Source organism: Aurantiacibacter odishensis (assembly GCF_003605195.1).
GTDB classification, from domain to species: Bacteria; Pseudomonadota; Alphaproteobacteria; order Sphingomonadales; family Sphingomonadaceae; genus Alteraurantiacibacter; species Alteraurantiacibacter odishensis.
This window is the reverse complement of record NZ_QYOS01000023.1, coordinates 323,293-345,857: the sequence shown is the minus strand read 5'-3', so window position 1 is coordinate 345,857 and position 22,565 is coordinate 323,293. Positions and strand designations below refer to the sequence as shown.

Below are 22,565 nucleotides of genomic sequence, written 5' to 3'. Positions count from 1 at the left end.
CCTGCGTGACGAGGACGCGAAGCGCGACCTTGGCGACACCTTCCGCCGCCTGATCGCCGCGACCGGACCGATCAGCCTGATGCATTTCATGGCCGAATCGAACATGCGCTATTACGCCGACAAGCGCGTGATCGGTGAAGGTGGTAGCGCGGGCGGCGATTTCATCACCGCACCCGAAATCAGCCAGATGTTCGGCGAACTCATCGGCCTATGGCTGGCCGACATGTGGATCCGCGCCGGGCGTACGGAGCCTGTCCATTACGTCGAACTCGGGCCGGGCAGGGGCACGTTGGCGCGCGATGCGAGCCGCGCGATGAAGCGCTATGGTCTCGCGCCGAAAATGCATCTCGTCGAAACCTCGCCCCGGATGCGCGATGCGCAACTGGCAGCCGTGCCCGACGCTATCCAGCACCGCGACCTGTCCACCGTGCCGATGGAAGGGCCGATCCTGCTGGTTGCCAACGAATTCCTCGATGCGCTGCCGGTGCGCCAGTTGATAAAGACGGTGGACGGCTGGCGCGAGATCATGGTGGGCGTGGACGGGCTGAACAAGTTCGTCGAGACGCCGGGACGTCAGCCGATGGATTCCGCCGTGCCCGAAGCGCGCCGCGACGATCCGCCCGGCACGGTGATCGAAACCTCTCCCGCCAGTGCCACGGTGATGTTCGAGGTGGCTGGCCGCCTCGCCAGCCAGGGCGGCGCGGCGCTGTTCATCGACTATGGCTATACCCATGGGCGCAGCGGCTCCACTTTGCAGGCGCTGAAGGATCACCGGAAGATCGGCGTCTTCGATGCGCCGGGCGATGCGGATATCACCGCGCACGTCGATTTCGCGCAGATGGCGCAGATCGCCCGCTCGCGCGAGGCCCGCGTGCTGGGCACGGTGACGCAGGGGCAGTGGCTGACGCGGCTGGGCATCAACGACCGGGCCGAGGCACTGTCCGGCTTCGCCCCGCAGCATCGCGACGCCCTGATGCGTGCGCGCGACCGGCTGGTGGAGCCGGACCAGATGGGCGACCTGTTCAAGGTAATGGGCCTAGCCGGCCCCGACTGGCCCGATGGCGCGGGGTTTGCCGAGGATTAGGGAGCGACCTGCTCCAGCAACCACTGCGCCGCGCGTTCGGGCGGCCACTTGTCGTCCTCCCGGTCCACCGCGTAATTCGCCTGCCGCATGGTTGCCACGTCCACCGCGCCCAGCAGCGGCTGGAGCGCCTGTGCCAGTGCTTCATCCTCGGCCATGCGTGGCGAGACGAGAACAATGGCATCGTAGGAAGGCAGCGCCTCGCGCGGGTCTTCCAGCACGACGAGATATTCCGCCGCGATGCGCCCGTCCGAGGTGTAGGCGCTGATCACGTCGGCCTCCCCCGAGACAAGGGCATTGTACATGAACGTGGGTGAATAGGTGCGCTGTTCGCCGAACCGCAAACCATAGGCATCGCGCACGGTCGTCCATTCGGGCCGCTCGAACCACTCCGGATCGCCGCCGACGGTCAGCTGCGGCGCGACGGCGGCAAGGTCGGCGATGGTTTCGAGACCGTACTGCTCCGCCGTCTGCTGCGTGACCGCGAAGCCGTATGCGTTCTCGAACCCCAGCCGCCCGAGCACGGCGACGCCTGTATTCTCCTGCTCCCAGCTTACGATCTGGTCATACATCGCCGCGCGGCCCGGATTGTCGGACCGGCCAAGTTCGTTCGCCCACAAGGTCCCGGTATAGTCGACCGCAATATCGATCGCTCCACTGGCAACGGCGTTGTGGATCACGGCGGAACCCAGCCCCTCGCGGTATTCGACGGCGAAGCCTGCATCCTCAAGCAAGGTGCCGATGGCGCGGCCAAGGATGTATTGCTCGGAAAAAGTCTTGCTGCCGATCACCACGGTCTCGCGCGTTTCGCCGCGCCAGTCGACGAGCGACATCGCCGCGCCTGCGATGCCCGCCAGCGCCAGCAATGCGCCGGTGATGACGAGCGCCGGGCGACGTTTCGCAAAACCGCGCTCTACAAGGCCGAACAGCGCGTCCGCCACCAGTGCCAGCCCCGCGCTGGCAAAGCACCCGGCCAGCACCAGCACCCAGTTCTGCGTCTGCAATCCGGCGAAGATCGGATCGCCGAGGCTGCGCTGGCCGATGGTGGTGGCGAGCGTCGCCGCGCCAATGGTCCACACGCTGGCGGTGCGGATGCCCGCCATCACGTAGGGTGCGGCGAGCGGTGCCTCGACCAGCCGCAGTTTCTGCCAGCCGGTCATGCCGAGGCCGTCCGCCGCCTCGATCAGTTCGTCATCGAGATTGGCGAGTGCGGTAACAGCGTTCCTGAGAATCGGCAGCAGGGCATAAAGCGCCAGCGCCAGCCATGCGGGCAGGAAGCCCAGCGTCGGCAGGTCCTCCCCGAATATGCTGCGTGCGGCGAGCAGGATGGGGAAGAACAGCGCCAGCAGCGCGAGCGCGGGAATGGTCTGCACGAGGCTGGCGAATCCCAGCGCCACGCGCGCCACCGGCGGCGAGCGGCTGGCCCAGACCGCCAGCGGCAGCGCCACGGTAATCCCCAGCGCCACGGCAGCGGCGCACAGCAGGACGTGCTCGGCAAGTTGCGGGCCAAGGTCCAGGATCGCATCGAGCAGCGCGCTCATTCCCCGATGCCTTCAGAGGTTCGGGCGAGTTGCCGCGCCTGCGCCCGCGGCACGTCCACCAGCGCCTGCGCGATATCGCCGCCCGCGCCGGCCAGCAAGGCGGCGGGCGTTTCGTCGGCGACGATTTGCCCTGCGTCCATCACCAGCACGCGGGTGGCGAGCAGCAGGGCCTCGGCCATGTCGTGCGTCACCATGACGGTGGTGAGGCCGAGGTCATCGTGCAGGCGGCGCACGCGTTCGCCAAGCTGGCCGCGCGTGATCGGGTCCAGCGCGCCGAAGGGTTCGTCCATCAGCAGCAGGTGACTGTCGCCCGCCAGCGCCCGCGCCACGCCAACGCGCTGCCGCTGCCCGCCCGAGAGTTCGGCGGGCAGGCGCGTGGCCATTGCCGGGTCGAGTTCGACGAGCTCCAGCAGTTCGGCAATGCGCGCCTCGGGCAGGCGTTCACCCTCCAGACGCGGGGTGAGGGCAATGTTCTCGGCTACGCTCATGTGCGGGAACAGGCCGATGCCCTGGAACACATATCCGATGCGGCGGCGCAGCGGCGCGGGCGGACCTGCCAGCACGTCCTCCCCGTCCAGCAGCACGCGGCCGCTGGTCGGTTCCACCAGCCGATTGATGCATTTGAGAAGCGTGGACTTGCCCGATCCCGACGCGCCAACCAGCGCGACGAATTCCCCACTGCAGATATCGAGCGAGACGTCGCGCACCGCGTGAACATCGTCGTATCGCTTTCCCACAGCCTCGAAACGCAGGAAGGCGGGCGGCGAGGGATCCATTCAGGCTGAAAGCGCGGCTTTGGCCATGGTGATGTTCGCCACCAGGCCTTCGTCTCCGAAGCGGCGTTCCCACTTGCCCTGCAACTGGCCGGTGATGCTCATTTCCACGAGGCGCGAGCCGAAGCCGACTTCGCCGCTTTCCTTCGCGGGCGGGCCGCCGTGCTCGGTCCAGCACAACTGGATGGCATCGCCTGCATCTTCCACTACCAGGTCGACATGGCCGCTATCGGTGGAGAGCGCGCCGTACTTGGCTGAATTGGTGGCGAGTTCGTGGAACACCAGCGCCAATGGCGTTGCCGCGCGCTGGCCGATCGTGGCATCGATACCCGCCACATGCACGCGCGGCTGGTCATCGTTGTCGGTATAGGGCGCGAACAGCGCCTCCAGCATACCCTGCAAGCTGTCCTGCCGCACGCCGTCGCCGGGGCGCACGAATTCGTGCGCGCGGCCCAGCGCCCGCAGGACCTTGGTCAGTTCCTGCGCGAACGGCTCGTGCTCCGGCGACTTGCGCGCTTTCAGCGTGGCGAGGCCGGTGACGACCGCAAAGATGTTCTTGATCCGGTGCGAAAGTTCGTTCGCCAGCAGGTCACGCTCTTCCAGCGCGGCGCGCACTTCGTCGATGTCGGTAAGCGTGCCGAACCACCGCCGCAGCGTGCTGTTGTCTTCTGCCACCGGCACGGCGAGGGCGAGCACCCATTTCCACGAGCCGTCAGCCCGCTTCAGGCGGAATTCGGCATCGAAAGCCTTGTTCTCTTCAAAGCTGCTGGCCCATTCGACAAAGGCGTGGTCGGCATCGTCGGGATGGATGAACGGGCGCCAGTCCTCTGCCGTCTTGGGCGGCGGGGCGCCTGTCACCTGCGTCCAGCGCTTGTTGAAATAGTCGAAGTTGCCGACGCTGTCGGCGGACCAAGCGATCTGCGGCACGCCTTCGATCATGCGCAGGAGGCGTCGCTCACGCTCGGCGATGATCTGCTCTGCCTGCGCCGCGGACCGGCGCGCTTCCAGCCGCCGGACGGCGGCCTGGGCCAGCACGGCCAGCCCTTCGCGCTGGAAATCGCTGAGCGGTTCGGGGTGCGGCCGCGTGTCGATCACGCACAGCGTGCCCAGCGATGCGCCTTCCTTCGACACCAGTGGGTGCCCGGCGTAATAACGGATTTCCGGCGCGCCGGTGACGAGCGGGTTCTCCGCGAAGCGCGGATCGACTTCGGCGTTGGTTACTTCGAGCAGTTCCGCGCTGCCGAGGGTGTAGTTGCAGAAGGCGGCCTCGCGCGGAGTGCCACTGTCTGTCAGGCCCCGTTTTGCAAGGAAGCGCTGGCGCTCCGCTTCCAGCAGGGTGACGACCGAGACCGGCGCGTTGCACAGCTTGGCCGCGAAATCGACGATCGCCTTCAGTTCGGGATCGCCTTCCAGCATATCCGCGTTGAAGCTTTCGACAACGCCCAGCCGCGCTGCCTCGTCGATGAATTCGCTGGCCGGTTCGGGCATTGCCGACGGCTGCAAGAGGGGATCGTCCAATGCCATATATGGTCCATGTAGCTGGACGGCGGGAAGAATCCTAGACGAGTCAGCAAGTTTCGCTTGCAACCTGTTTGCCAGACAGCCCCCGCTTGCTATTGGCGACAACGAACACAGGAGCAGATCACCCATGCGCGCCACCCCCGATTTCGATTTCGGCCTTACCGAAGAAGCCCAGATGATCCGCGAAACCGTGGCTCGCTATGCCGATGAGCGTATCGCGCCGATGGCGGCTCAGATCGACGCGAAGGACGAGTTCCCGATAGAGCTGTGGCCGGAAATGGGCGAACTGGGCCTGCACGGGATGACGGTGAGCGAGGAAGACGGCGGCACGGGCCTCGGCTACCTCGAACACACCATCGCGGTGGAGGAAGTGAGCCGCGCCAGTGCCTCGGTCGGCCTCAGCTACGGCGCGCATTCCAACCTGTGCGTCAACCAGATCGCGCGCTGGGGCAATGCAGAGCAGAAGGAGAAGTATTTGCCCGGCCTGATTTCGGGAGAGCATGTCGGCAGCCTCGCCATGAGCGAGACGGCCGCCGGTTCCGATGTCGTCTCCATGAAGCTGAAGGCGGACGCGGTTCAAGGCGGCTACCTGCTCAACGGCACGAAGTTCTGGATCACCAACGGCCACTATGCCGAAACGCTGGTGGTCTATGCCAAGACCGACCCCGCAGGCGGCAGCAAGGGCATCACCGCATTCCTGATCGAAAAGGACATGCCCGGCTTCTCCGTCGGCCAGAAGATCGAGAAGATGGGCATGAAAGGCAGCCCCACCAGTGAGCTGGTGTTCGAGGACTGCCACGTGCCGGAAGAAAACGTGCTGGGCGAAGTGGGCAAGGGCGCAGCCGTGCTGATGAGCGGGCTGGATTACGAGCGCGTGGTGCTTTCGGGCGTGCAGCTGGGCATCATGCAGGCCTGCCTCGACACCGTCATCCCCTATGTTCGCGAGCGCAACCAGTTCGGCAAGCGCATCGGCGATTTCCAGCTGATCCAGGCCAAGGTGGCCGACATGTACGTGGCGCTGCAATCCGCGCGCGCCTACACCTATGCCGTGGCCAAGGCCTGCGACAACGACAAGACCACCCGTTTCGATGCTGCGGGCACGATCCTGCTGGCATCCGAAAACGCCTTCCGCGTGGCGGGCGAGGCGGTGCAAGCGCTGGGGGGCGCAGGCTACACCACGGACTGGCCGGTGGAACGCTATTTGCGCGACGCGAAGCTGCTGGACATCGGCGCGGGCACGAACGAGATCAGGCGGATGCTGATCGGGCGAGAGTTGATTGGATCATGAGCGCACCCGTACTCACCTCTACCCTCGACAGCGACAGCCCGGAGGCCAAGGCCCGCGCCGCGCATAATCGCGCGCTGGCGCAGGAACTTCGCGACAAGGTGGCCGAGGCCGCGCTGGGCGGCTCCGAGAAGCATCGCGAGCGCCACGTTGCGCGTGGCAAGCTGCTGCCGCGTGAGCGGGTGGAGCGCCTTCTCGATCCCGGCTCGCCCTTCCTAGAGATTGGCCAACTGGCGGCGAACGGCATGTACGGCGGCGACGTGAACGGCGCGAGCATGATCGCAGGCATCGGGCGGGTGTCGGGCCGGCAGGTGATGATCGCCTGCAACGATCCCACGGTGAAAGGCGGCAGCTATTACCCGATGACGGTGAAGAAGCACCTGCGCGCGCAGGAGATTGCCGAGGCGAACCGCCTGCCGTGCATCTACCTCGTCGACAGCGGCGGGGCGAACCTGCCGTTTCAGGCGGAAGTCTTCCCCGATCGCGATCACTTCGGGCGTATCTTCTACAACCAGGCGAACATGAGCGCGAAGGGCATTCCGCAGATCGCCTGCGTCATGGGAAGCTGCACGGCAGGCGGGGCCTATGTGCCCGCCATGAGCGACGAGAGCGTGATCGTGCGTGAGCAGGGGACGATCTTCCTGGCAGGCCCCCCGCTGGTGAAAGCCGCGACGGGCGAGGAAATCAGCGCCGAGGACCTTGGCGGCGGGGCGCTCCATGCCAAGAAATCGGGCGTGGTCGATCACCTGGCCGAGAACGACGAGCACGCGCTCACCATCGTGCGCGATATCGTCAGCCATCTTGGCCGAAACGAACAGGCAAAGCTGGACGCGCAGGAGCCGCGCCCGCCAAAGTTCGATGCGGAGGACCTCTATTCGATCATCCCCGAAGACGTGCGCGCACCCTACGACGTGCACGAAGTGATCGCGCGCATCGTGGACGGCAGCGAGTTCCACGAGTTCAAACGCGACTATGGCTCCACGTTGGTATGCGGCTTTGCCCACGTGTGGGGGATGCCGGTGGCGATCCTTGCCAACAATGGCGTGCTGTTTTCCGAAAGCGCGCAGAAGGGCGCGCATTTCATCGAACTGGCCTGCCAGCGCGGCATCCCGCTATTGTTCCTGCAGAACATCTCGGGCTTCATGGTCGGCGGCAAGTACGAGGCGGAAGGCATTGCCAAGCACGGCGCGAAGCTGGTGACGGCGGTCGCCACGGCGCAGGTGCCCAAGATCACCGTGGTGATCGGCGGCAGCTTCGGCGCGGGCAACTATGGCATGTGCGGGCGCGCCTATTCCCCGCGCTTCCTGTTCACCTGGCCCAACGCGCGCATCTCGGTGATGGGCGGCGAACAGGCGGCCAGCGTGCTCGCCACCGTCCACCGCGATGCGGACACGTGGAGCGATGAGGAAGCGGAGGAGTTCAAGGCCCCGATCCGCCAGAAGTACGAGGACGAGGGCAACCCCTACTACGCCACCGCCCGCCTGTGGGACGACGGCGTGATCGATCCGGTGCAGACTCGCGACGTGCTGGGCCTCAGTTTAGCGGCCTGCCTCGAAGCGCCGATCCCCGAACGCCCGCAGTTCGGCGTGTTCAGGATGTAGTTGTCGCCTCCCTGCTGGCGTGCAATGCATGGCGGGAGGGAGAGAGGAAAAGCGTGTCAGCAAAGCCGAGCACCAAGCCAACGCTTCTGTCGCGCATCGTGTGGCGGCTGCTGCTCTGGCTGTATCGCGGGAAGGGCTACAGGCTAGAGAACCATCCGCCGAAGCTCGACAAATTCATCCTCGTCGGCGCGCCGCACACCTCGAACTGGGATTTCATCTACTTCGCGGGCGCGGTGCAGGACGTGGGCATTTCCCCGCGCTTCATCGGCAAGCACACGCTGTTCAAATGGCCGATGACGCGGTTCATGTACGACATGGGCGGGATGCCGATAAACCGTTCCTCCCCGCGCGGATACGTGAACGCCGTGGTGGACCAGGTGAAGGCAGCTGACCGGATCGCGCTGGTGATCGCGCCCGAGGGATCGCGGACCAGTGACGGGCGCTGGCGCAGCGGGTTCTACCATATTGCCAGCGGCGCGGGCGTGCCCATCGTGCCGGCCTGGGTCGACGAGGACACCGGGCGTGCAGGCTTCGGCGAGGCGATCATGCCATCGGGCGATTTCCATGCGGACCTCGCGAGGATCGCTGCGTTCTATCGGTCTGTCCTGCCCGATTGCCCGCGTTTCGAGGTGCTGGCCGAACAGGCGAAGGGCGAGGTGGCAACGCCTGCACGGCCGGTAGAGCCGGACATGCTTGCGCCGGGGCAGGATTCACCGCCCGATGCCGGTTGAACTGCTTGTCCTGAACTTCGCGCTGTTGCTGGCGGCGCTCTTCGTATTGTGGGTGCTCGCGGTTACGATCGGGAAGGCCAGTTTCATCGATGCCGTGTGGGGTCTGGCAATGGCCGGGCTCGCCACCACCAGCCTGCTGTTGCTGCCGTTCCATACGCCGGGCGCCGTCGTTCTCTGGGCGATGACCGCGGCGTGGGGCGTGCGCCTTGGCATTCACCTTCTGCGACGGTTCCTGCATAATGGCGAGGACTCCCGTTATCGCAAGATGCTGCCCGATCCTGCCAACCGCGCTGCCTTCGCGCTAACGGCCTTGTGGAAGGTCTTCCTGCTGCAAGGCGTGCTGATCATGGTTGTCAGCAGCCCGGCGCAGGTCGGCATCCTCGCGGCTGGCGACAGGATCGGCCTGCCCGATCTGGCCTGGGCAGGCATTGCCCTTTACGCGGTGGGCCTATTCTTCGAATGGGTAGGGGACTGGCAACTCGCCCGCTTCAAGGCCGACCCGGCGAACAAGGGCAAGGTGATGGACAAGGGGCTGTGGCGCTACACCCGCCATCCCAACTATTTCGGCGATGCCTGCGTGTGGTGGGGCATCTTCATTGTCGCTCTATCCATCGCGCCCGGCGCGGTGATCTGGACGCTGCCGGGGCCGCTGTTCCTCACTTTCACACTGGTGAAATGGTCGGGTGCAGGCATGACCGAGGCCGCGATGCGCGACAAGTATGGCGAGGACTTCGCCGCTTACGTAGAGAGGACATCGGGGTTCATTCCAAGGCCCCCCAAGCAAGAGGACCGGGCCGATGGATAGCAGCAAGCAGGGCAGCGGCGTGAAAGCCTGGCTGGCCCGTCTCGCCCGTTTCCTCATCATCGTGCTGGCACTGTTCACCGCGATCAGCCTGGTTGCGGCGGACGCCTGGTGGATCAGGGTGTTCGACTTTCCGCGGCTGCAGTTCGCCATGGTTCTGGTGATTGCGTTGGCGTTGCTGCTTCTCACGCATTCGCGCCGCCTCTGGTTGTGGCTGCCGCTGGGCGCGGCCGCGCTGGCGGTGCAACTGTGGCAGGTGGTGCCCTACTTCGGTTTCATGCCGCAGCAGGCCGTGAGCGCGGACAGCTGCGAACCCCCCGACCGCCTGCATATCGCCAGCCTCAACGTGCTCCAGTCGAACCGCGATTTCGACCGCGCCATCGCCTACGTGCGAGAGGAAAACCCGGACGTGTTCCTCGCCATGGAGAACGATGCGGCGTGGACCGATGCCCTCTCCGCTGCACTGGATGCGGATTACCCCTATTCGATGAAGATCCCGCAGCCCAACACCTATGGCATGGCGTTGTGGTCCCGCCTGCCGTTTGCCGAGGTGGAGCGCAACGAACTCGCGGGTGGCGGCACACCGTCGATCAAGGCGCGCATCACCCGTGCCGATGGCGGAGTGATGACGCTGTTCGCCGTCCACCCGCGCCCGCCGCGCCCCGGCCAGGACAGTGGGCAGCGCGACGCCGAGCTGGTGCTGCTGGCAGACCTCGTGCGCGAATCGGGCAGGCCCACGCTGGTGGTGGGCGATTTCAATGATGTCGGCTGGTCCAGCGTGACGGGCACGTTCCAGCGCATTGGCCAGTTGGTCGACCCGCGACGCGGGCGCGGCTTTACCGCCACGTTCGATGCCACCAACCCGTTGATGCGCTGGCCGCTCGATCACGTCTTCCACACCGACGATTTCGGCGTGCTGCGGTTCGAGAAAGGGCCCGACGTGGGCTCAGACCATTTCCCGCTGGAAGTGGAGCTGTGCCTCTCCCCCGCCGAATTCGCACCGCAGCAAGAGGCGCCCGAACTCACCGAGGAAGCCGTGGAGGATGCGCGCGAGGAGCTGGAGGAGGCATCGCAAGGCGGCGACGGGTTCGAGGCCGACAACCTCACCGTCACCGCGCCGGAGGACTGACCGCATTAGCGGTGTCCTTCGTGGTTGAGAGCGTATTTCAGGCTCCACCCGATCATCAGCCCGGATAGCACGATGATAAGGATTGCCCAGATCCAGTGCGGCAGCAACAGCTCTGCCTCGATCGCCCCAGTGTCCGACAGCATCACCTGCCCGCCGATCACCGCGCTTTCGGAGAACAGGTAGTCCATGTCATTGAACATGGAGAGCGCGGCCAGCACGCCGAGGAATTGCAGCGCGAACAGTTGCAGCCCGCGCGGGCCTTTCCACGCCAGCCAGCCGAGCGCGGCAGCGATCAGGGGCAGAACGACCACGCCCACAACGCTGCGCACCCAGATAACCGTGGAGAGCACCAGCGCCCCCGCCAGCAGCACAAGCGCGGGCTTCCAGTGCCTGCGCGCGGCGCTGGCGAGGATCAGCAAGGCGCCCATCGCGCTTGGCCCCAGCGGGCCGCCCATGGCGATCAGTGCGCGCGACAAGCCGCCACCATCCATCGCCGTGCGGGATGACGCATAGCCCGAGCCATTGGCGTAGATCACCAGCTCGTCGAAAGCGTTGCCCGTCAGGATTGCGGTGAGGCCGTGGCCCATCTCGTGGAACCAGGTGGTGAGGATGACGAAGGGCCAGATCAGGTAATTGCCGAAAGGCAGCGCGGGGAGGAACATCACCAGCACGCCTGCAAGGATCAGGCGACCCACCTGCTCTTCCTGGCTACCGGGCCGCACGCCTCCCCATGCCATCGGCTTACTCTGCCTCCGCCGCGAGCGGCTGGGTCACGCCGCGCTGCTGGGCCAGCACGCCCCAGGCGGCAAGGAACAGCCCGGCCACCAGCGGGCCGACGACGATGCCGGAAAGCCCCATTGCGGCAATCCCGCCAAGGGTGGTGACGAGGATGATCCAGTCCGGGATGCCGGTATCGCGGCCCACCAGGATGGGGCGCAGCACGTTATCCGCCATGCCGATCACCGCGAAACCCGACACCAGCACGACGACCCCCTGCCAGATGTCGCCCACGGCCAGGAGATACAGCGCGACGGGTGCCCACACGACGGCAGGACCGATGGCCGGGACGAGCGAGAACAGCGCGGTGAGCAGGCCCAGCAGGACGATGTTGGGCACGCCTGCGATCCAGTAGGTGATCGATCCCAGCGCACCCTGCACCAGCCCGACCACGACCGAGCCCTTGATCGTCGCGCGAACGATGGCGAGGAAACGCTCGGCAAGTTCGTAGGCCACGTCGCTCGCCAGCGGCAGGTGGGCGATCACCTGTCGGCCCACATCCCTGCCGTCGCGCAGCAGGAAGTAGGCAACATATAGCCCGATGCCGAAAGCGAGGACGAAGCCCAGCGCGCTGCCGGTGATGGCCACCGCCTGCTGCGCGATCAGGCCGGAGCTTTCCAACGCCAGGTCCTGCGCGCGTTGCTGCACCATTTCCGGCGTGCCGAAGCCCGACGCGTCGAGGTTCTGGCGGATGGCCTCGGGCAGGGCGTCATGCACCGTCTCGAACAGGGCGGCTATATCAACGCGTCCCTCGCGAAAAGCCAGGACCACGGCGGTCGTCTGTTCCACCACCACACCGCCGATGAAGAAAGCAGGGATGATGATGGCAACGGTAATCACCAGCAGGGTGGCAATGGCCGCGCGGTTGCTGCCGCCAAGGCGCGCGCGGAACCACTGGTACATCGGCTGGAACATGATCGCCGCCAGCGTCGCCCACAAAAGCGGGGCGACGAAGGGCCAGACGATATAGAGCAGGACCAGCGAGACCAGCGCGAGGAAGACGAGGAAACCGCCGTTCTCCACCGCTCCTGACTTGTGCTGCCCGCTCATCGAAGCGCCCTAGATATCGAGGTTGGCGACGTTCAGGGCGTTGTCTTGGATGAACTCGCGGCGCGGTTCCACCACGTCGCCCATCAGGCGGGTGAAGATTTCGTCCGTCACGTCGGCGTCCTCCACCTTCACCTGCAACAGCTCGCGGTTTTCCGGGTCCAGCGTGGTCTCCCACAACTGCTCGGCGTTCATTTCGCCAAGACCCTTGTAGCGGCTGACCGAAAGGCCCTTGCGCCCCGCGGTCAGCACCGCATCGAGCAGCTGCGAGGGACGGGTGATGGCCGTGTCGGGATCGAATGCCGGGGTATCCGCATCGGTTTCCTCGGCATTGTCGTCCACCGGCTGCGGCTCCGCGCTGCCTGCCTTCACAAGGCGGGCAGGCTTGGCATAGGTGTCCGCCTGCGCCACGCCGCGCGTGTGCAGCTTGCGCGCTTCCGCGCTGTCGAGGAACTTCTCCTCGATCAGGTGAACGTCGGTCACGCCGCGCCACACCCGGTCGAAACGCACGTCGCCAGTCTCGGTGGTGCGGGCGGACCATTCTGCCTCGGGATCGCTCAGCTGGATCTGGCCCGCAGCCTGGACGAGGCGCTCGTCGCGCTGCGCGGGGGTCAGGCCCGGCTCCAGCGCGCCGGCCATCGCCATCGCCTCGATCACAAAGCTTTCGTACTTGCGCGGCGCGAAGGCGAGCAGGTTCTTCAGTTGCAGCGCCTTGTCGACCAGATCGGCAAGGTCGGCGCCCGAACGCGCGCCTTCGTGGGTTTCCAGCACCCGGTCCTGCAGGCCTGCATCAACCAGGTAGCGATCCAGCGCGCCCTGATCTTTCAGGTAGACCTCGCTCTTGCCGCGCGCGACCTTGAACAGCGGAGGCTGGGCGATGAACAGGTGTCCGGCCTTGATGATCTCGGGCATCTGGCGATGGAAGAAGGTGAGCAGCAGCGTGCGGATGTGCGCGCCGTCGACGTCGGCGTCGGTCATGATCACGATCTTGTGATAGCGCAGCTTTTCCAGATTGAACTCGTCGCGCAGCCCCGTGCCCATCGCCTGGATCAGTGTGCCGACTTCCTTGGACGAGATGATCCTGTCGAACCGCGCACGCTCCACGTTCAGGATCTTTCCCTTCAGCGGCAGGATCGCCTGATACTTGGAATCCCGCCCGCTCTTGGCGGAGCCGCCTGCCGAATCACCCTCTACCAGGAAGATTTCGGACTTGGCGGGATCGCGCTCGCGGCAGTCGGACAGCTTTCCCGGCAGGCTGGCGACGCTCATCGCGCCCTTGCGGCTCATTTCACGCGCCTTGCGCGCGGCTTCGCGGGCGGCGGCGGCGTCGATGATCTTCTGGACGATGGCCTTGGCGTCGGCGGGGTTCTCCTCCAGCCATTCGGTCATCTTTTCGCCCATCAGGCTTTCCAGCGGCTGGCGCACCTCGGAGCTGACCAGCTTGTCCTTCGTCTGGCTGCCGAACTTGGGATCGGGCAGCTTGACGGAGACGATGGCGGTCAGCCCTTCGCGCATGTCCTCCCCCGAAAGCGAGACCTTGGCGTTCTTCAGCAGGCCCGCGGCATTGGCGTAGTTGTTCAGCGTGCGGGTCAGCGCGGCGCGGAAGGCGGCAAGGTGCGTGCCGCCGTCGCGCTGCGGGATGTTGTTGGTGAAGCACAGCACGTTCTCGTAGTAGGAATCGTTCCATTCCAGTGCCACGTCGATGCCGATGCCGTCCTTCTCCGCGGAAACCGAAATGGGTTCGGGCACCAGCGGGGCCTTGTTCCGGTCCAGCCACTTCACGAAAGCCGCGATGCCGCCTTCGTAGAACAGGTCGTGCTCTTCCACTTCCTCGTGACGACGATCGCGCAGCAGGATGCGCACGCCGGAATTGAGGAAGGCGAGTTCGCGGTAGCGGTGCTCCAGCTTGTCGAAATCGAACTCGGTGACGTTCTTGAACGTGTCCTCGCTGGCCTTGAAGGTGACGCGGGTGCCCTTCTTCAGGCCATCGTCGTCGCCGTTGCTTTCCACCGGCGGCGCATCGCCCACTTCGCGCAGGGATTCCACGGCGTCGCCGTGCTCGAAGCGCATCCAGTGTTCCTTGCCGTTGCGCCATACGCGCAGTTCCAGCCACTCGGAAAGCGCGTTCACCACCGAAACGCCCACGCCGTGCAGGCCGCCCGAGACCTTGTAGGCGTTGTCGTCGCTGGTGTTCTCGAACTTCCCGCCCGCGTGCAGCTGGGTCATGATGACCTCTGCTGCCGAAACGCCTTCTTCCTTGTGGATGTCCACCGGGATGCCGCGGCCGTTGTCTTCGACCGACACGCTGCCGTCTGGATTGAGCTCGATCAGCACAAGGTCGCAGTGCCCGGCCAGCGCCTCGTCGATGGCGTTGTCGGACACTTCGAAAACCATGTGGTGCAGGCCCGAACCGTCGTCGGTATCGCCGATGTACATGCCGGGCCGCTTGCGCACCGCGTCCAGTCCCTTCAGCACCTTGATGCTGTCGGAACTGTACTCGCCGTTCTGGCGCTTCTTTTCGGGAGTGGCTTCGGGTGTGTTTTCGGGCGTATTTTCCATGCCGATCATATAGGCACTGCGTACCCTGTTCGGAAGGCTGGCGGGTCCGTACAGGACGCTTTTCCACGCCTTATCGGGTCAGGGAGCGAAAACCGCCCGCGCGCAAGTCCTTCCCCGGTCGCCGGATACAAAAATGGCCACCCCCGCGAAGGGGTGGCCATATGTCGACCCGGAGACAAGGGGGGGAGGGGGGAGAGGAAGCCTCCGGGCCTAAGGGGTCTCTTGCGTATCGCTCTTAGAGGATGCCCATCAGCAGGGTCGTGCTGACGGTGATCGCTGCGAGCGATGCAAGGATATTCGGTGCGAACTGGCGCATTGTTACATCGTCCTGTTTTTAAGAGTGCTTTGCGGCGCGACTCGTTACGAGCGCTCCGTTGACGCAGACGCAAATGGCGACTGGTCGAAAATATTACAAATGCGAAATATTCGACAAGTGTTGCGAGTTTTGCAACTGCGCTGTCTCTGCGGCTTGGCAGGACCGCTCCCGCCCCTACTGGACTTGCGCGCTGCCATTGGGCAAGGCGCTGCCATGCAGGCAGATCTCATCCCCGATTCCATACTCATCGTCGATTTCGGCAGCCAGGTTACGCAGCTTATCGCGCGCCGCGTGCGCGAGGCGGGCGTCTATTCCGAAATCGCTCCGTTCAGCCAGGCGGAGGAAGCCTTCAACCGGATGAACCCCAAGGGCATCATCCTTTCGGGCAGCCCCGCCAGCGTGTGCGAGGAGGGCAGTCCGCGCGCCCCGCAGGTGCTGTTCGACAGCGGCCTGCCGATCCTCGGCATCTGCTATGGCCAGCAGGTGATGACCACGCAATTGGGCGGCGAAGTGCGCCCCGGCCACGAAACGGGTGATGGCGGCGAATTCGGGCGGGCCTTCCTCACCGTGACCGAGGAATGCGCGCTGTTCGACGGCCTGTGGAAAGTGGGCGAACGTCACCAGGTGTGGATGAGCCACGGCGACAAGGTGACGCGCTTTGCCGACGGGTTCGAAATCGTCGCCACCTCCGACGGCGCGCCATTCGCGGTGATCGCGGACGAGAAGCGCAAGTATTACGGCACGCAGTTTCACCCCGAAGTGTACCACACCCCCGATGGTGCGCGGCTGCTGGCGAACTTCGTGCGCCATGTGTGCGGGCTGGCGGGCGACTGGACCATGGCTGCCTACCGCGAGACGAAGATCGCCGAAATCCGCGAGCAGGTGGGTGACGGCAAGGTGATCTGCGGCCTGTCCGGCGGCGTCGATTCCTCGGTTGCCGCGATCCTGATTCACGAGGCCATCGGAGACCAGCTGACCTGCGTCTTCGTCGATCACGGTCTGCTGCGCCTGAACGAGCGGCAGCAGGTGGAGACGATGTTCCGCGACCACTACAACATCCCGCTGGTGGTGGTGGATGCGGAGGAACGCTTCATGGCGGGCCTCGAAGGCGTCACCGACCCGGAAAAGAAGCGCAAGTTCATCGGCGCCGAGTTCATTAACGTGTTCGAGGCCGAGGCGCAGAAGATCGGCGGGGCCGATTTCCTGGCGCAGGGCACGCTCTATCCCGACGTGATCGAGAGCGTCAGTTTCACCGGCGGGCCGAGCGTGACGATCAAGAGCCACCATAACGTGGGTGGTCTGCCCGAACGCATGAACATGAAACTGGTCGAGCCCTTGCGCGAACTGTTCAAGGACGAGGTGCGCGATCTGGGCCGAGAGCTGGGCCTGCCCGACATGTTTGTGGGCCGCCATCCCTTTCCCGGACCCGGCCTCGCCATCCGCATCCCCGGCGAAGTGACCAAGGAGCGCTGCGACATCCTGCGCAAGGCCGACGCGATCTACCTAGAGGAAATCCGCAACGCGGGCCTCTACGACGCAATCTGGCAGGCCTTTGCCGTGCTGCTGCCGGTGAAGACCGTGGGCGTGATGGGCGACGGGCGCACCTACGACAGTGTGTGCGGCCTGCGCGCCGTGACCAGCACGGATGGCATGACGGCGGACGTCTATCCCTTCGATGCAGGCTTCCTGACAGGCGTCGCCACGCGTATCGTGAACGAGGTGCAGGGCATCAACCGGGTGGTTTACGACTATACCTCGAAACCGCCGGGGACCATTGAATGGGAGTGACCTGACACTCCCACCAGTCAGGGGAGGGACTGATGGGGCAGTACTGGAAGCGGATCGTCATTGCCGGGATCGGCGTGGAATTGCTCTACGCGCTCTACGTCTATTTCCTCAGCACAACCGACCTTGTCGGCTACAAGCCGGAGGGACTGGCCGTCGCCTTCATCCTGTTCGCTCTCGGCGGGTTCTGGGCCGCGCGACCGGCGCAGGGGCAGCGCCTCGCCATAGGCCTCGGCGTGGGGATCGTCGGCACGCTGTTCTACTACGCGATCTCGATGCCCGTGCTGCTTGCAGGGGAGATGGAGTTCCCGCTGATGGCCTGGGTGAACCACGCCCTGAAGCTGGCGGGCGGCGCGGTCGGCGCGCTGATGGCAGGGCGGCTCGCCCCGGCCCGCGCCTGACCGCGATACGGAATCTGGACCGGGCTAAAGAAACGCTACCTCGCAAGGCGGGAAACCGCTTCCGACCTTGGCGGTTCAATCGTCAAACACCCTTGCGAAGGAAGCCCCCAAATGTCTTTGCACGACCCCAAACCTGATAATTTCGCACTGCTCGACAGCATCGAAGTGGGCGACATCGTCGCCGCCAACCGCGTGTTCATGGCCCCGCTCACCCGTGCCCGCTCCGAAAAGGACGGACATCTGCAAACGCCTCTCCACGCGCTCTACTATGCCCAGCGCGCCAGTGCTGGCCTGATCGTTTCCGAAGCGACGCAGATCAGCCAGCAGGGGCAGGGCTATGCCTGGACGCCCGGAATTTACACGGAGGAGCAGGCCGATAGCTGGAAGCTGGTGACCGATGCCGTGCACAATGCCGGCGGTCGCATCTTCGCGCAGCTGTGGCACGTCGGCGCGGTCAGCCACCCGGTTTTCCAACCCGACGGCGGCGCGCCCGTTTCCTCCAGCGAATGGACCCCTGAAGGCGAAGCCTTCGTGGGCGACTATCACCCCGATGGCCCCGCGGTGCCGCACCAACAGGCCCGCGCCCTGCGCGAGGACGAAATCCCCGCGCTTCTCGACGATTATCGCAACGCCGCGCGCATGGCCGTGCGTGCCGGGTTCGACGGCGTGGAGCTGCACGCCGCCAATGGCTACCTGATCGACCAGTTCCTGCGCAGCGGCGTGAACCAGCGCAAGGACAGGTACGGAGGCAGCCTGGAGAACCGCACGCGCCTGCTGGGCGAAGTGGTGGATGCGCTGACGGAAGTCCTGCCCGCAAACCGCGTGGGCGTGCGCCTGACGCCGATCGGCGGCGCGGGCGGCAGTGCCGATGCCCATCCCGAGGAAACCTACCCTGCCGCCGCCGCTGTGCTGTCCGGGCGCGGCCTCGCATACCTGCACGTGGTGCGCGCGACGGACCACGGCGGCGCGGACGGGGACCGATCAGAAGGCGACAAGATCGTGCAGGCCATGCGCGATGCTTTCGACAGCACCTTCGTGGTGAACGGCAACCTCTCGCCCGAGGATGCCGCGAAATGGATCGACGAAGGCTGGGCTGATGCGGTGGCCTTCGGCCGCCTGTTCATCGCCAACCCGGACCTTCCCGCTCGGATTGCCGAAGCCGGCCCCTATAACGACGCCGATGGCGACACCTTCTACGGCGGCGGCGCGGAAGGTTACGTGGATTATCCGAGCCTGATCGAAGTCGACGATCCGCTGAAACCGAAGTGATGGCGAAGGGGCCGCGCGGCGGCGTGGCCCCTTTTCCTTACGCGCTTCGCCCAGGGCAGGAAGCTGCCCTGCGCGGCTTACCGGCGTTCGAACACCGGGCCGCCGTCGCTCACCGTCATGCCGCCGCCGGTGTCGGCGACGAAAGTGAGTTCCTGCCCATCCGCGGGATCGATCCACGTGGCATTGCCGATACGCACGAGGTTCCAGCTTTGCCCGCTTGGCGCAATTACTTTCAGTTCGCTGCCGTCGGGCTCCAGCGTTACCACCAGATCCTCGTTCCCCTGCATGGCATAGCTGCCCGACAGCGCGACAAGCTCACCCTTGCTCGCCGGCAAGCGGTCGCGCACCAGTGGCGGGTTGCGGGGCCAGTCGTAGACGATGTTCGTGGTGCGCCCGATGTCGCCCACCAGCGGCCAGCCATTGTCCGCCCCGGTCATCACCACGATCAGGTCGTCACTCGCCGGATAGGCCATGAAGTTGCTCTTGTAGCCCTTGTTGGACCCGGAATGATTGAGCCGCACCGCGCCATCGACCTCGCCTGTCCCGATGCCGAGCCCGTAGTCGTTCGCCACCGTGCTCGTCATTTCCCGCGCCACGGCCCCCGGCAGTCCGGCGTCGCGTTCGCCGGCCAGCGCGCGCATCAATGCGGTGGCGAACAGCGCATACTCACTGGGCGTCGTCCAAAGCGAAGCAGCGGCATATTCGGGATAGACGTGCCAGCCGCCCTCCACCGGCGAGCCGTCGCCGTTGTAGGCCAGCGCCACGTTGTCACGCGGAAGATCTCCTTGTCGCTCTGCGGAAAACAAGCTGCGGTCCATGCCCACGGGATCGAGGACATAGCGGCGCATGATCGCGGGGAACGGCTCGCCCGTCACCTGTTCCGCCCAGTACTGCGCGATGGTGTAGCCGCCGCCGGAATAACTGTAGCTGCCCACGCCTTCGGCGGAGATCACCACCATGTCGGTGTTGGTCGGCGCCGCACCCATGATAACCTGCGCCGTGGTCGGCACTTCGGCGCCGGCTGCATAGCCGGGGAAGCCAGATACGGCGGCGCCATTCGTATGGCTCAGCAGTCCGCGCAGGGTAATCGGGACGCCGTCCGGGTTGATCTGCGCAAGGTCGAGCCCACGCAGGTCGGCGGAGATATCGGCATCCAGCGAGACGCCGCGATCCAGCGCCAGTGCTGCGATACCCGCCGCTGCCACGGCCTTGGAAAGCGATGCCGCCTGGTACAGCGTGTCGGCATCGATTCCCTCGCCATAGCCACGCGCCCATTCGAGCTTCCCGTCGCGAACCACCGCGACGCTGGCATTGGCAATGCCGAGGTCCGCCATGCGCTGGGCAATGCTGCGTACCTCCGGTGTCTCTCCACGGAATGTCACGAGCGGGGCGAGGGCTGTTTCGATCTCGGCCTGTTCTGGTGTGCTGTCCTGCGCTGCGGCAGGAACGGTGCACAAGGCGAAAGCGCACAAGGCAGGGGCGATGGGGGCGCAAAGGCTGGAGCGGTGGATCATCCCGGCATGATGACGCTACTGTATTGCATTGGCAAGACACTTGCTGCAGGGGCAGGTGCGAGGCACTAGGGCAGCGATGGAACTCCCTCTCGGCCCCGACCCCCGCAGTGAGCGATTGGCGCGCATCCATACGGCGCTGATCGGCGCGTTCGGACGCATTGATCGGGTGGACCAGCGGCGCCGCGATCCGGTGTGGACGCTGGTGCAGGGGGTGATCGGGGCGCAGACCAAGACGCCTGTCTCCGACGCCTCCACCGATGCCCTGCTGGCGCGGTTCGGATCGTGGGAAGCGGTTGCGCGCGCCGATGCGGCCGAGTTGCAGCCGCTGCTGCGAAACCAGACCTTCCCGTCGGTCGCTGCAGAGCGGCTGACGGCGTGCCTGTTCGCGATCATGGAGGAACGCGGCGCGGTCGACATGCGCCACCTCTCGAACCTGCCCGATGAGGAAGCGATGGCGTGGCTGGAAGCCCTGCCCGGCGTCGGGCGCAAGATCGCGGCGGGCGTGATGAACACCAGCATGTTTGCACGCCGCCAACTGGTGATCGACGGCCACCATCGCCGGGTGATGCAGCGCGTGGGGCTGGTGCCGCCAAGGGCCGATACCGCGCGCACCTATTCCGTGTTGATGCCGCTACTGCCCAAGGAATGGAGCGCCGCCGACATCGACGAGCATCACCTGCTGGTGAAGCGACTGGGACAGGTTCACTGTCGTCCCGCGCGCCCGCAATGCGAAGCGTGTCCGATCCGCCCGCTTTGCGATACCGGAACCGGCAGGGTGCCGGGGCGCTGATCGCTCATGCTGAACGAACGCCAAGTCGAGGAAGTCTACCGCCGCCTTGCCAAGGCCATGCCGGGTCGCACGAAAGGTGCCAAGGGCCCCAAGGGCCAGCCCGACGCCTTTCGCTCGTGCATCTCGTGCATGCTCTCCGCCCAGTCGCTGGACCGCAACACCGCCGCCGCGACGAAAGCGCTGTTCGCCCTCGCCACCACGCCGGAAGCCCTGCTGTCGCTGAGCGACGAGCAGGTGGCCCGCGCGATCAAGCCGTGCGGTCTCTACAACATGAAGGCGCGCAATATCCGCAAGTTCTGCGAAGCCCTGCTGGAAGAGCACGGCGGCGTGGTGCCCGATACCCGCGAGGGGCTGCTGTCGCTGCCCGGCATCGGGCGCAAGTGCGCGGATATTGTGATGAGCTTTACCTTCGGGAAGGACGTGATCGCCGTCGACACCCACGTTCACCGCGTGTGCAATCGCATCGGGCTGACAGAGGCGAAGACGGCGGACAGGACCGCGCAGCAACTGGAAGAACGGTCGCCCGAATGGGCCAAGCGCGACGGGCATTTCTGGCTGATCCAGTTCGGCAAGCGCGTGTGCAAGGCGCGTGCACCCGAGTGCGAGGCGTGTCCGGTGAACGACCTGTGCGAATTCTACGCGGCGGCGCGCACCTGACGCTGGCCTACCATGCGAACCCCGCCTCTATAGCGCGCTTCTCCGCCGGCGTGCTGGTTCGCCCCAGCACTGCGTTGCGGTGCGGATAGCGTCCGAAACGGGCGATCATGCGGTAGTGCGAACGTGCAAAGGGCAGGTTCGCGCCGCCGTTGATCTGCGCGAACAGGCGCAGGCTGAGCAGGTGGTCGGCAATATTCTCGCTGTGCATCAGCGGCATGGCGAGGAACTGGCGTTGCTGCCGGGCAAGCAGCGACAGGTATCCGCGCCGCAACGCGCCGTAGGTGATCGCGCGAGCCAGCGGATCGGTGGCGAATGCCTGCGGCGTATCGCGATAGACGTTGCGCGGCACCTGGTCGAACAATAGCACGGCGGCAAGCGCGGTTTGCGGATCGTGCAGGAAGCTGGACGGCGGACAAACGAAAAGCGCCTCCAGCCAGTGCCGGAAGCGCTTTTCTATTGTCGCATCTGTCTGTTCGGAGCCGCCCCACCAGTCGGCCGGGGTGAGCTCGTGAAACCAGAAGTGCAGCAAGTCGGCGGCCCATTGCCGTGGGGCAAGGGCCACGCCCGGTTCAGCCTTCGGCTTCGTCTTCGTTGCGCGTGTAGGGCACGAAATCGTCGATGAACAACACGCCGCTGAACATGCCGGAGGAGCGATCGATCGTGCGCATCACGTCGGTGCGGCACAGGCGTGAGCCATAGCGTTCGATCACGGGCACGTCCCACCGGTCGAGGTTCTGCGGGTTCTGCGCGCGGGCGACCCACAGCGTGTCACCGCGTTCGTAGACGAGGCCGACATTCTCCTCGACGCGCAGACGGTTGCTGCTGAACAGGTTGATGCAGCTCTGCGGCTCACCGGCGGTGCGGCCTTCGACGAGTTCTGCGAATGCCTGCTCTGCGCGTTCTTCGCGGTCCTGCGCGGCAGCGGGGATAGCCAGCGCCATCGCGGCGACGGCAGCGGAAACGGTAATGGCTTTCAGCATGGTAGC

General features: G+C 65.6%; 20 protein-coding genes. 11 read left to right on the top strand and 9 right to left on the bottom strand.

Going from position 1 to position 22,565, the window contains the following annotated elements; genetic code table 11:
- The first annotated feature begins 1 nt into the window (after nucleotide 1).
- Nucleotides 2-1,084, top strand: a complete 1,083-nt coding sequence (locus tag D4Q51_RS08755; RefSeq protein WP_420807534.1) for a class I SAM-dependent methyltransferase — start codon at nucleotides 2-4, stop codon at nucleotides 1,082-1,084.
- Here D4Q51_RS08755 and D4Q51_RS08750 read toward each other — a convergent pair.
- The 3 genes from D4Q51_RS08750 to D4Q51_RS08740 are packed head-to-tail and all read right to left on the bottom strand — an operon-like array spanning nucleotide 1,081 to nucleotide 4,913.
- A complete protein-coding gene (locus D4Q51_RS08750) occupies nucleotides 1,081-2,622 on the bottom strand; it encodes an ABC transporter permease/substrate-binding protein (RefSeq protein ID WP_120077363.1) in 1,542 nt (513 codons plus the stop codon). The two genes, D4Q51_RS08755 and D4Q51_RS08750, sit on opposite strands and share 4 nt — an antisense overlap.
- Entirely contained in the window at nucleotides 2,619-3,398 is a 780-nt protein-coding gene (locus tag D4Q51_RS08745) for an ATP-binding cassette domain-containing protein (protein ID WP_120077362.1), read from the bottom strand. Before D4Q51_RS08745 ends, D4Q51_RS08750 begins: the two co-directional genes overlap by 4 nt.
- Nucleotides 3,399-4,913: a sensor histidine kinase gene (locus D4Q51_RS08740; protein ID WP_162925244.1), complete on the bottom strand. Its 1,515-nt coding sequence runs from the start codon at nucleotides 4,911-4,913 to the stop codon at nucleotides 3,399-3,401. It abuts the gene before it with no gap.
- 130 nt (nucleotides 4,914-5,043) lie between these two features.
- On the opposite strand from D4Q51_RS08740, the gene D4Q51_RS08735 reads away from it, so the two are divergent.
- Genes D4Q51_RS08735 through D4Q51_RS08715 form a run of 5 tightly spaced genes read left to right on the top strand, consistent with a single transcriptional unit; the run spans nucleotide 5,044 to nucleotide 10,464 of the window.
- Nucleotides 5,044-6,204, top strand: coding sequence for an isovaleryl-CoA dehydrogenase (locus D4Q51_RS08735; protein ID WP_120077360.1), 1,161 nt, complete (start codon nucleotides 5,044-5,046; stop codon nucleotides 6,202-6,204).
- Nucleotides 6,201-7,802 (top strand): carboxyl transferase domain-containing protein, encoded by a 1,602-nt coding sequence (locus D4Q51_RS08730; protein WP_120077359.1) that lies wholly within the window; start codon nucleotides 6,201-6,203, stop codon nucleotides 7,800-7,802. The genes D4Q51_RS08735 and D4Q51_RS08730 overlap by 4 nt, the downstream gene beginning before the upstream one ends.
- A 53-nt stretch (nucleotides 7,803-7,855) precedes the next feature.
- Nucleotides 7,856-8,533 carry a 1-acyl-sn-glycerol-3-phosphate acyltransferase gene (locus tag D4Q51_RS08725; RefSeq protein WP_120077358.1) on the top strand — a complete coding sequence of 226 codons (678 nt, stop codon included), beginning with the start codon at nucleotides 7,856-7,858 and terminating at the stop codon, nucleotides 8,531-8,533.
- Complete coding sequence (locus D4Q51_RS08720; RefSeq protein ID WP_120077357.1) at nucleotides 8,523-9,338, top strand: DUF1295 domain-containing protein; 816 nt, start codon at nucleotides 8,523-8,525, stop codon at nucleotides 9,336-9,338. The genes D4Q51_RS08725 and D4Q51_RS08720 overlap by 11 nt, the downstream gene beginning before the upstream one ends.
- Nucleotides 9,331-10,464, top strand: coding sequence for an endonuclease/exonuclease/phosphatase family protein (locus D4Q51_RS08715; RefSeq protein ID WP_120077356.1), 1,134 nt, complete (start codon nucleotides 9,331-9,333; stop codon nucleotides 10,462-10,464). The genes D4Q51_RS08720 and D4Q51_RS08715 overlap by 8 nt, the downstream gene beginning before the upstream one ends.
- A 5-nt stretch (nucleotides 10,465-10,469) precedes the next feature.
- On the opposite strand, the gene D4Q51_RS08710 is transcribed toward D4Q51_RS08715, so the two are convergent.
- Genes D4Q51_RS08710 through gyrB form a run of 3 tightly spaced genes read right to left on the bottom strand, consistent with a single transcriptional unit; the run spans nucleotide 10,470 to nucleotide 14,847 of the window.
- The gene (locus D4Q51_RS08710) at nucleotides 10,470-11,201 is read right to left on the bottom strand and encodes a M50 family metallopeptidase (RefSeq protein ID WP_120077355.1); all 732 of its coding nucleotides are present in this window, start codon (nucleotides 11,199-11,201) and stop codon (nucleotides 10,470-10,472) included.
- A 4-nt stretch (nucleotides 11,202-11,205) separates the two neighbouring features.
- A complete protein-coding gene (locus D4Q51_RS08705; RefSeq protein WP_120077354.1) occupies nucleotides 11,206-12,291 on the bottom strand; it encodes an AI-2E family transporter in 1,086 nt (361 codons plus the stop codon).
- 9 nt (nucleotides 12,292-12,300) lie between these two features.
- Entirely contained in the window at nucleotides 12,301-14,847 is a 2,547-nt protein-coding gene (gene gyrB / locus D4Q51_RS08700) for a DNA topoisomerase (ATP-hydrolyzing) subunit B (RefSeq protein WP_120077487.1), read from the bottom strand.
- Nucleotides 14,848-15,376: 529 nt separating this feature from the next.
- On the opposite strand from gyrB, the gene guaA reads away from it, so the two are divergent.
- The 3 genes from guaA (at nucleotide 15,377) to D4Q51_RS08685 (ending at nucleotide 18,618) form a co-directional block, all read left to right on the top strand.
- Nucleotides 15,377-16,951: a glutamine-hydrolyzing GMP synthase gene (gene guaA / locus D4Q51_RS08695; protein WP_120077353.1), complete on the top strand. Its 1,575-nt coding sequence runs from the start codon at nucleotides 15,377-15,379 to the stop codon at nucleotides 16,949-16,951.
- Nucleotides 16,952-16,983: 32 nt separating this feature from the next.
- On the top strand, nucleotides 16,984-17,349 hold the full coding sequence (locus D4Q51_RS08690; protein WP_120077352.1) for a hypothetical protein: 366 nt from the start codon (nucleotides 16,984-16,986) through the stop codon (nucleotides 17,347-17,349).
- A gap of 111 nt (nucleotides 17,350-17,460) precedes the next feature.
- Nucleotides 17,461-18,618, top strand: a complete 1,158-nt coding sequence (locus tag D4Q51_RS08685) for an alkene reductase (protein WP_120077351.1) — start codon at nucleotides 17,461-17,463, stop codon at nucleotides 18,616-18,618.
- A gap of 77 nt (nucleotides 18,619-18,695) precedes the next feature.
- Here the strand turns inward: D4Q51_RS08685 and D4Q51_RS08680 are convergent, their stop codons facing one another.
- Nucleotides 18,696-20,132, bottom strand: a complete 1,437-nt coding sequence (locus D4Q51_RS08680; RefSeq protein ID WP_120077350.1) for a serine hydrolase domain-containing protein — start codon at nucleotides 20,130-20,132, stop codon at nucleotides 18,696-18,698.
- A gap of 76 nt (nucleotides 20,133-20,208) precedes the next feature.
- Between D4Q51_RS08680 and D4Q51_RS08675 the strand changes: the two genes are divergently transcribed.
- Both D4Q51_RS08675 and D4Q51_RS08670 read left to right on the top strand, forming a co-directional pair.
- Nucleotides 20,209-20,922: an endonuclease III domain-containing protein gene (locus tag D4Q51_RS08675; protein WP_120077348.1), complete on the top strand. Its 714-nt coding sequence runs from the start codon at nucleotides 20,209-20,211 to the stop codon at nucleotides 20,920-20,922.
- A 6-nt stretch (nucleotides 20,923-20,928) separates the two neighbouring features.
- Nucleotides 20,929-21,579: an endonuclease III domain-containing protein gene (locus D4Q51_RS08670; protein WP_120077346.1), complete on the top strand. Its 651-nt coding sequence runs from the start codon at nucleotides 20,929-20,931 to the stop codon at nucleotides 21,577-21,579.
- A gap of 7 nt (nucleotides 21,580-21,586) precedes the next feature.
- Here D4Q51_RS08670 and D4Q51_RS08665 read toward each other — a convergent pair whose 3' ends face one another.
- Both D4Q51_RS08665 and D4Q51_RS08660 read right to left on the bottom strand, forming a co-directional pair.
- Nucleotides 21,587-22,141, bottom strand: coding sequence for a DUF924 family protein (locus D4Q51_RS08665; RefSeq protein ID WP_120077344.1), 555 nt, complete (start codon nucleotides 22,139-22,141; stop codon nucleotides 21,587-21,589).
- A 7-nt stretch (nucleotides 22,142-22,148) separates the two neighbouring features.
- Entirely contained in the window at nucleotides 22,149-22,559 is a 411-nt protein-coding gene (locus D4Q51_RS08660) for a hypothetical protein (RefSeq protein ID WP_120077343.1), read from the bottom strand.
- Nucleotides 22,560-22,565: the final 6 nt, after the last annotated feature.

What these genes read in the sequence shown, in the direction of transcription:
- D4Q51_RS08750 (WP_120077363.1), bottom strand. Translation starts at nt 2,622, where the DNA reads ATGAGCGCGCTGCTCGATGCGATCCTGGACCTTGGCCCGCAACTTGCC.
- D4Q51_RS08745 (WP_120077362.1), bottom strand. Translation starts at nt 3,398, where the DNA reads ATGGATCCCTCGCCGCCCGCCTTCCTGCGTTTCGAGGCTGTGGGAAAG.
- D4Q51_RS08735 (WP_120077360.1), top strand. Translation starts at nt 5,044, where the DNA reads ATGCGCGCCACCCCCGATTTCGATTTCGGCCTTACCGAAGAAGCCCAG.
- D4Q51_RS08730 (WP_120077359.1), top strand. Translation starts at nt 6,201, where the DNA reads ATGAGCGCACCCGTACTCACCTCTACCCTCGACAGCGACAGCCCGGAG.
- D4Q51_RS08720 (WP_120077357.1), top strand. Translation starts at nt 8,523, where the DNA reads ATGCCGGTTGAACTGCTTGTCCTGAACTTCGCGCTGTTGCTGGCGGCG.
- D4Q51_RS08715 (WP_120077356.1), top strand. Translation starts at nt 9,331, where the DNA reads ATGGATAGCAGCAAGCAGGGCAGCGGCGTGAAAGCCTGGCTGGCCCGT.
- D4Q51_RS08710 (WP_120077355.1), bottom strand. Translation starts at nt 11,201, where the DNA reads ATGGCATGGGGAGGCGTGCGGCCCGGTAGCCAGGAAGAGCAGGTGGGT.
- D4Q51_RS08705 (WP_120077354.1), bottom strand. Translation starts at nt 12,291, where the DNA reads ATGAGCGGGCAGCACAAGTCAGGAGCGGTGGAGAACGGCGGTTTCCTC.
- gyrB (WP_120077487.1), bottom strand. Translation starts at nt 14,847, where the DNA reads ATGGAAAATACGCCCGAAAACACACCCGAAGCCACTCCCGAAAAGAAG.
- guaA (WP_120077353.1), top strand. Translation starts at nt 15,377, where the DNA reads ATGCAGGCAGATCTCATCCCCGATTCCATACTCATCGTCGATTTCGGC.
- D4Q51_RS08690 (WP_120077352.1), top strand. Translation starts at nt 16,984, where the DNA reads ATGGGGCAGTACTGGAAGCGGATCGTCATTGCCGGGATCGGCGTGGAA.
- D4Q51_RS08685 (WP_120077351.1), top strand. Translation starts at nt 17,461, where the DNA reads ATGTCTTTGCACGACCCCAAACCTGATAATTTCGCACTGCTCGACAGC.
- D4Q51_RS08680 (WP_120077350.1), bottom strand. Translation starts at nt 20,132, where the DNA reads ATGATCCACCGCTCCAGCCTTTGCGCCCCCATCGCCCCTGCCTTGTGC.
- D4Q51_RS08675 (WP_120077348.1), top strand. Translation starts at nt 20,209, where the DNA reads ATGGAACTCCCTCTCGGCCCCGACCCCCGCAGTGAGCGATTGGCGCGC.
- D4Q51_RS08670 (WP_120077346.1), top strand. Translation starts at nt 20,929, where the DNA reads ATGCTGAACGAACGCCAAGTCGAGGAAGTCTACCGCCGCCTTGCCAAG.
- D4Q51_RS08660 (WP_120077343.1), bottom strand. Translation starts at nt 22,559, where the DNA reads ATGCTGAAAGCCATTACCGTTTCCGCTGCCGTCGCCGCGATGGCGCTG.